At 68.6% G+C, this 6407-nt stretch carries 2 protein-coding genes and 1 pseudogene; 1 reads left to right on the top strand and 2 read right to left on the bottom strand.

Annotated elements, in window-relative coordinates:
• Window positions 1-278 precede the first annotated feature (278 nt).
• Window positions 279-1571: pseudogene (locus RWX45_RS02135) on the bottom strand (IS3 family transposase).
• Between the two features lie 499 nt (window positions 1572-2070).
• Window positions 2071-4980 carry a YhgE/Pip domain-containing protein gene (locus tag RWX45_RS02130; protein WP_316022141.1) on the bottom strand — a complete coding sequence of 970 codons (2910 nt, stop codon included), beginning with the start codon at window positions 4978-4980 and terminating at the stop codon, window positions 2071-2073.
• 370 nt (window positions 4981-5350) lie between these two features.
• Here RWX45_RS02130 and RWX45_RS02125 point away from each other — a divergent pair, with 370 nt between their 5' ends.
• Entirely contained in the window at window positions 5351-6328 is a 978-nt protein-coding gene (locus tag RWX45_RS02125; RefSeq protein ID WP_316022140.1) for a TetR/AcrR family transcriptional regulator, read from the top strand.
• The last annotated feature ends 79 nt before the right edge of the window (window positions 6329-6407 follow it).

Here is a 6407-nt window from a genome sequence, read left to right as displayed (position 1 = left end):
ACCGGCACAAGTAACGTGCCGAAACCGGCACAAATGACATGCCGAAACCGGCACAAGTAACGTGCCGAAACCGGCACAAATGACATGCCGAAACCGGCACAAGTAACGTGCCGAAACCGGCACTAATGACGTGGCGGGGCTGTTGTGGTTCAACGTCCGCGGCGCCCGGGGTGCCGACTGTGTATGTGGGTGCTTGCTGGCCGTTTCTCGATGTGGTGTGGCAGGGACTCGTGGGGAGGTTGGGGCTTGTCCCTGTTGTGTGGACACGAGGGTTTGGTTCATGCGGCGTGCTCCAGCATAGCTGGAGGTGCTGCGGGGGTGTAGTGGTTCTCGTAGGTGTTCGGGGGCAGGTTGCCGCAGTAGGAGTGCCTGCGGACGGTGTTGTAGCGGGTCAGCCACTTGAATGCCTGCCGCCGGCAGGTCAGGTTGTCGGGCCAGCAGCGCTCGCCGGTGAGGACTTCCCGCTTGAACGTGGCGTTGAACGACTCCGCCAGGGCGTTGTCGGCACTACTACCCACCGCCCCCATCGACTGGGTGACCCCGAGGGTCTTACAGGCGGCGGCGAAGTCCTTGGAGGTGTAGACGCTGCCGTGGTCGGAGTGGAAGATCGCGCCCTTCAGGCTCCCGCGCTCACGCGCGGCCGCCTGTAGGGCGTCGACCACGAGGGACGTGCGCATGTGATCGCGTACCGCCCAGCCGACCAGGCGCCTGCTGTAGCAGTCGATCACGGTGGCCAAGTACAAGTTGCTCCCATCGGCCAGCGGCAGGTAGGTGATATCCCCGACGTACTTGCGGTTGGGTGCGTCGGTGGTGAAGTCCCGCTCCAGCAGGTCGGGGTACTTCGACGCGGCCTGGTCGGGAACGGTGGTACGCGCCCGCCGCCGCTTGTGGTAGCCGACGATGTTATTGGAACGCATGAGACGGGCCACCCGCTTGCGGTTCACGCGATTGTCGGAGCCCTTGTCGATTCCGTCGCCTGGTTCGGCGGTGATCCTGGGGGCGCCCATGGAACGGTCGGCGGCGTTGATGGCCCGGATCCGCTCGGTCAGGGCAGCATCCGCCGCGGCCCGCTCGGCTCGTCTGGGGACGCTGGCCTTCCAGGCGTAGTAGGAGGAACGAGCGACCTCCAGCAATTCACACAGCCGCTCCCGCCCCATGGGTGGCTGCATGGTCGGCGACGAACTGGAAGCGGCTCACCAGATCGTCTCCCCCGCGAAATACTTGGCCGCCTGCTGGAGAATCTCCCGCTCCCGGGTCAGCTTGACCTTCTCCGCCCGCAATGTGGCGTTCTCGGCCTCCAGACGGGCGATCTTCTCCTCCACCGACTCCTCAGCCGGTGCTCCGGCAGTCGACCGTGCAGGTGTCCCCGTCTTGGGTTTGAGGGGGCTGGGAGCGGGCGCCCCGTCCGGTCCGGTCTTGCGTCCGGTGCCCCACTGGCGCAGCCAGTCGCGCAGCGTGCCCCGGGACACGCCCAGGTCCTGGGCGATCCCGCGCACCGTCGCCCCCGGTGTCGTCTCATACAAGTCCACCGCCTCACGACGGAACTCATCGGAGTAACTCTTCCTTGCCATGGTCAGATCATCTCGCTCTCCCCAGCCCCACAGGGCCGGAATCAGCGTGTCCAACAAACAGGGTCAAGGCCCGTTTGCGGCGAGGGACGTTGTTCGGGTGTGTTGTGGCAGGTGGTGCGCGAATACGCCCCTTTCGACCCCGGACCTCCGGTTCATGTGGGGTCTGGGGCGCAAAGGGTCGTATTCGACCCCGACACGGCATGCCCGGACGTCGATGCCCCGGCCGTTGGCGCTGCAGTCGCCCGCGTCCTGACCGGGTGGGCCCGCGCAGGGAAGCCCGTACCCAGCCCCAGCCAACCCCTCGACGTCGGCGCGCACCGGCCACGACAACCACATCGACCGGTTTCGACACGTCATTAGTGCCGGTCTCGACACGTTACTTGTGCCGGTTTCGGTGAGAGGGGCCGGACGCTACCGGGTGTCGGCGCTGGCACTGACACCGGCACCAGCACCGACACCGGCACCCGGCACCGGCACCCGGCCCGGCGTCGGCGGCCGCTTAGGCGGCCGTGGGGGCCAGGGCGTTGTCTTCCGGCAGCGGCTTGGGACCACGGCGCAGGCGGGCACCCAGGAGGATGAAGGCCCAGGCGATGAGCGCCCAGACGGCCAGCACCGCGAGCGTCTTGAGGTAGATCCCGTCCACACCACCGCCGGCGATGAGTCGCCGGAAGGCGAGCTGGGTGTAGCTCATCGGCAGGTAGGGGTGAATCCATTGGAAGAAGCGCGGCGTGGTCTCGATCGGGAAGGTCGCGCCCATGGAGGTGATCTGCAGGCTGAGCAGGATGATGGACACGAAGCGACCGCGGAAGGCAAGCGTGGCCACACAGGCCTGGTTGATGGCGACGAAGGTGAGCGAGGCGGCGATAGCCATGGCACACAGGCCCACGAGGTTGGCGGCGTGGATCTCTCCGGCGGCGTTGACCGCCACCATCATGATGATGGCCTGGGCGACGGCGAGCAGGGCAGCGGTGGTGGCGGGGCGGAACGCGGAGGCGTACCAGCGCTCACCGTGGTTGCGCTTGTCCAGCGCCGGCAGAACCAGGAACAGGGCGATGGCGCCAACCCACAGGGCCAGGCTCATAAACATCGGGGTGAAGCCCGCACCGTTGTTAGCCACCGCGTTGTCGCGGACGGCATCCACGTCTGCGGCGTCCGCGCCGACGTCGGTCATGGTTTGCCGCTGGGAGGCGGTGTAGTCGGGGATCCGCTCCACGCCGTCGGCCAGACCGGTGGACAGGGTGTCGGCGCCGTCGGCGAGGGTGGTGGCGCCGCTCTGCAGCCGGGTGAGGCCATCACTGAGGGTGTCGGCGCCGTCGGCAAGGGTGGTCGCTCCCGTGGACGCGGTTCCCAGGCCCGTGGAGAGGGTGTCGGCGCCGGTGGAGGCGGTAGCAGCGCCGGAGGCCAGGCGCGCGAGGCCGTCGGCGAGCGTCTGGGAGGAGGTGGCGGCGGTGGAGGCGCCGCTATTGAGCGTATCCAGGCCGGTGGACAAGGTGTCCGCCCCGGTCGCCAGCCGCTGAGCGCCCGAGTTGACGGAATTCGCGCCGGTGGCCAACTGCGAGGTGCCCGCGGAGAGGGAGCTCGCGCCGGCCGACAGCGTATTCAGGCCGGTCGACAGGTCGCTGGATCCGGTGGCGAGTTGGGACGCGCCGGCGTCGAGGGCGGAAGCGCCGGAGGTCAGTGTGGAGCCCTGGGAGGACAGGGTGGCCAGCACGCCGGTGAGCGTCCGACCGCTGCCGGTGGCGGGGTTGTACACGTCGGTGTCCGAGCCGAGACCGTCGGAGAGTGCGTTGGCACCGGTGGAGAGCTGATCGGCCGAGTCGGCCAGGGTGCCGACGGAGCTCTGCATCTTGGTGGCGCCGCCTGAGAGCTGATCGGCGCCGGAGGCGACCTGGCCGACGGCGCCGGTCACGTTCGCGGATGAGGCGGCCAGGGTGTTGAGCCCGCCGAGCACCGTCCCGGACTGGGCGGTGTCCTCGCTGCTGCCGAGGCCGCCGGCCGCCTGGGCGATGGCCTGGCAGGTCGCGTCCGTCTCGCCGTGGTCGGTCACGCACTGCTGGTAGGCGGCCGAGAGCGCCGCGGACACCTGACCGGCTCCAGCCTGCGCGGTGGACACGCCGCTGGTGTAGTCGTTGACGGCCCCGTACAGGGTTTGCTGGCCGCCCGCCGCGGAGTCGGTGGCGGAACCGATCCCGCTCACGGCTGCAGCGGCACCCGAGACGAGGTCGTTCGCGGCGCCGTACAGCGTCTGCTGGCCGGCGTTGTAGGAGTCGGTCGACTCCCCGACGTTCGTGGACAGAAGGCTCAGTCCCGTCACCAGTTTCCCGACGCCGGGGTCGATCTGGCTGGTGACGGTGGAGTAGGCCTGGTCGACGGCGTCCACATAGTTGGTCAGTCCGGAGGACAGATCCGCGGCACCCGTGGACAGGTTCGACGCGCCTGAGGCGAGGGTGCTCGCCCCGGAGGCCGCGGAGGAGGCGCCGGTGGACACGCTCTGGGCCCCGGAGTCGACCGTGCTGGCACCCGTGGCCAGGGTGGAGACGCCGTCGGACAAGGTGGTGGCGCCGTCGGCGAGGGTGGTGGCGCCGTCGGCGGCGCTGGTCACTCCGCCGGACAACCGCGCGACGCCGTCGGCCAGCTGCTGGGAGCCGGAGGCGGCGGTGGAGGTCGAGGAGGAGAGGGTGGTGAGCCCATCGGCGAGGGTGACGGCACCGGAGGCGAGCTCGCTCATACCGACGGTGAGCGTGGTGGCGCCGTCGGACAGCCGCTCGGCGCCGTCGGCGGCGTCGGTGGTGCCGGATTCGAGGGTGGCGGCTCCGGAAGCCAGGGCGGTGGCGCCGTCGGAGGCCTCCACCATCCCTTCACGAATGGTGGACACGCTCAGCAGGAGAGTGGATAGGACGCGTTCGGAGCCTTGCTCCTCCAGCCGGTTGGACAGCTCAGAGGCAACAGTGGCGGCCATGGTGCCGGCCAGATAGTTGATGCCGTCGTCGGTGACGAGCTTGAGTTCCTGGGTCACGGCATCGGAGGGGTCATCGCTGCCGACGCGGGAGGCGATTTCGGAGAAGTCTGCGGGGATGTAGAGGATCGCGCGCACCTTCTGGGTCTGCATGTCCGCCTGCGCGGCGCTGGCGTCCATCTGCTCCCAGGTGAAGCCGACATTCTGGCTGCCGTCCGGATGGGTGAGGGCCTCGGTGAGGTCGGTGCCGAGGTCGAAGGTCTCGGTCTCACCGTTGGCGAGGGTCGCCGTGTAGGCGGTGTCCTCGTTGACGATCGCAGCCTTGATGTCGCCGAGCCGGTTGGTGGGGTTCTGATAGGCGAGTGTGAGCAGGCCCGCGTACAGCAGCGGGATGATCGACACCGCTAGCACGACGATGAGGTTCGCAGCGCGCGAGCCGGTGAGTTTCTTCATGTGTGTTGCCTCCCCTGAGTTCCGCCGCCCGACGATACACATGTGTATCGGCATCTTCAATACAGATGTGTATCGTGTGTTGCTGTTAACGTCCTGGGTGACAAGACACTGGATGCTGGACGCGCGATTGCAATACCGACGGCGTCGGCGCGCGGAGACCCCGACATGCCATTCACGACGACGGGCTACACCCCACGAGGACGCGGCCCCCTTCGCTGGCGACAGTGTCGTCCGCCAGCGCCGCCGTACGCCCCACGAAGACGCCGGGCCCATGAGGCGTACCCCGGGGTTCGCGATTCGGCGGCATTGGCCGAGTTCAGCGGCATCCGTCGCCGAGCGACCACGCCCCGCCTCGATTACAGTGAGAGACGTGGACAACCCGATCCGAACCGCGGGCGCACGCCTGTCTGCCCGACGCGAGGCGGTACAGCGCCTCATTGGCGACGCGCCCTCGGAGAGGCGTGCTCAGACCCAAGCGCTGCTGCTCGCCTCCGGCCGTGCGCTCATCGCCGATAAGGGCATCGGCGGCACGAGTGTGGGCGATATCTGTTCCCGCGCAGGCTTCACCCGCGGCGCCTTCTACTCCAATTTCACCGACATGGACCACTTCGTGCAGCGGCTGGCCGAGGAGCAGTGGGACGCCATCACCCACTTCGTGGACAACTCGGTGGCGCAAGAGCTGTCCGACCCACCGCAAGCAGCATCGCCGACCGACGCCGAGCTCGCCGCGGGGCTCACCGAACTCGCCTCCCGCCTACTCGGGGCTATGCCGTTATCGCGGGAGGTTTTCCTGCTGCAAAACGAGTTCGCCGCCTACATTGCCCGCGCCGACGGCGACTCCTCTCCCCTCCGCGACGGCTATGCCGCTTTCAAACAGCACCTGGGCAACGTGCTCGTCGAGGGATTGGCCTCGATCGACCGCGAGTGCCTGCTCACCCCCGAGGACACGACCGAACTCATTCTCTCCACCGCCACACGCTCCATGCGCATGGCCCTGACCGAAGGCCCGGTGCCGCTCGACGCGTCCCAGTCAGACGCGAACCACGCTGACGTGGCCGCCGCGGGCCCGGGTGACGACGCGAGCCGGGCAGACCTCGCACACAAGGAGAGCGACGCAGGCAAGGCGGACACCACGCGCGAAGAGGGCGCTGCGGGCCGGACGGACGCAAGCAGGGCAAGCGCCAACGACCCCGACCTCACCGCCTTCCTCGGCCGTACCCTGCCCACGCTCCTCGCACGTCTGTCGACGCCAATAGCGCCAGCTGACGCCCCCGGCAGGGAAGACACCGACGGCCGCGCGACCGGCGACAAAGGCGGCAGCACCGGCGCCAATAGCGGCAACGACTGAAGCCCTCGGCGCCGACAGCCCCCTCCCGGCGGCGACCCCTCCCACCGACAACACCTGACGAGCACCTGCCGCTTAACCC

Source organism: Actinomyces sp. MRS3W, assembly GCF_032465695.1.
Taxonomy (GTDB): Bacteria; Actinomycetota; Actinomycetes; order Actinomycetales; family Actinomycetaceae; genus Actinomyces.
The sequence above is the reverse complement of the archived record's forward strand: the minus strand, read 5'-3'. Positions and strand labels throughout refer to the sequence as shown.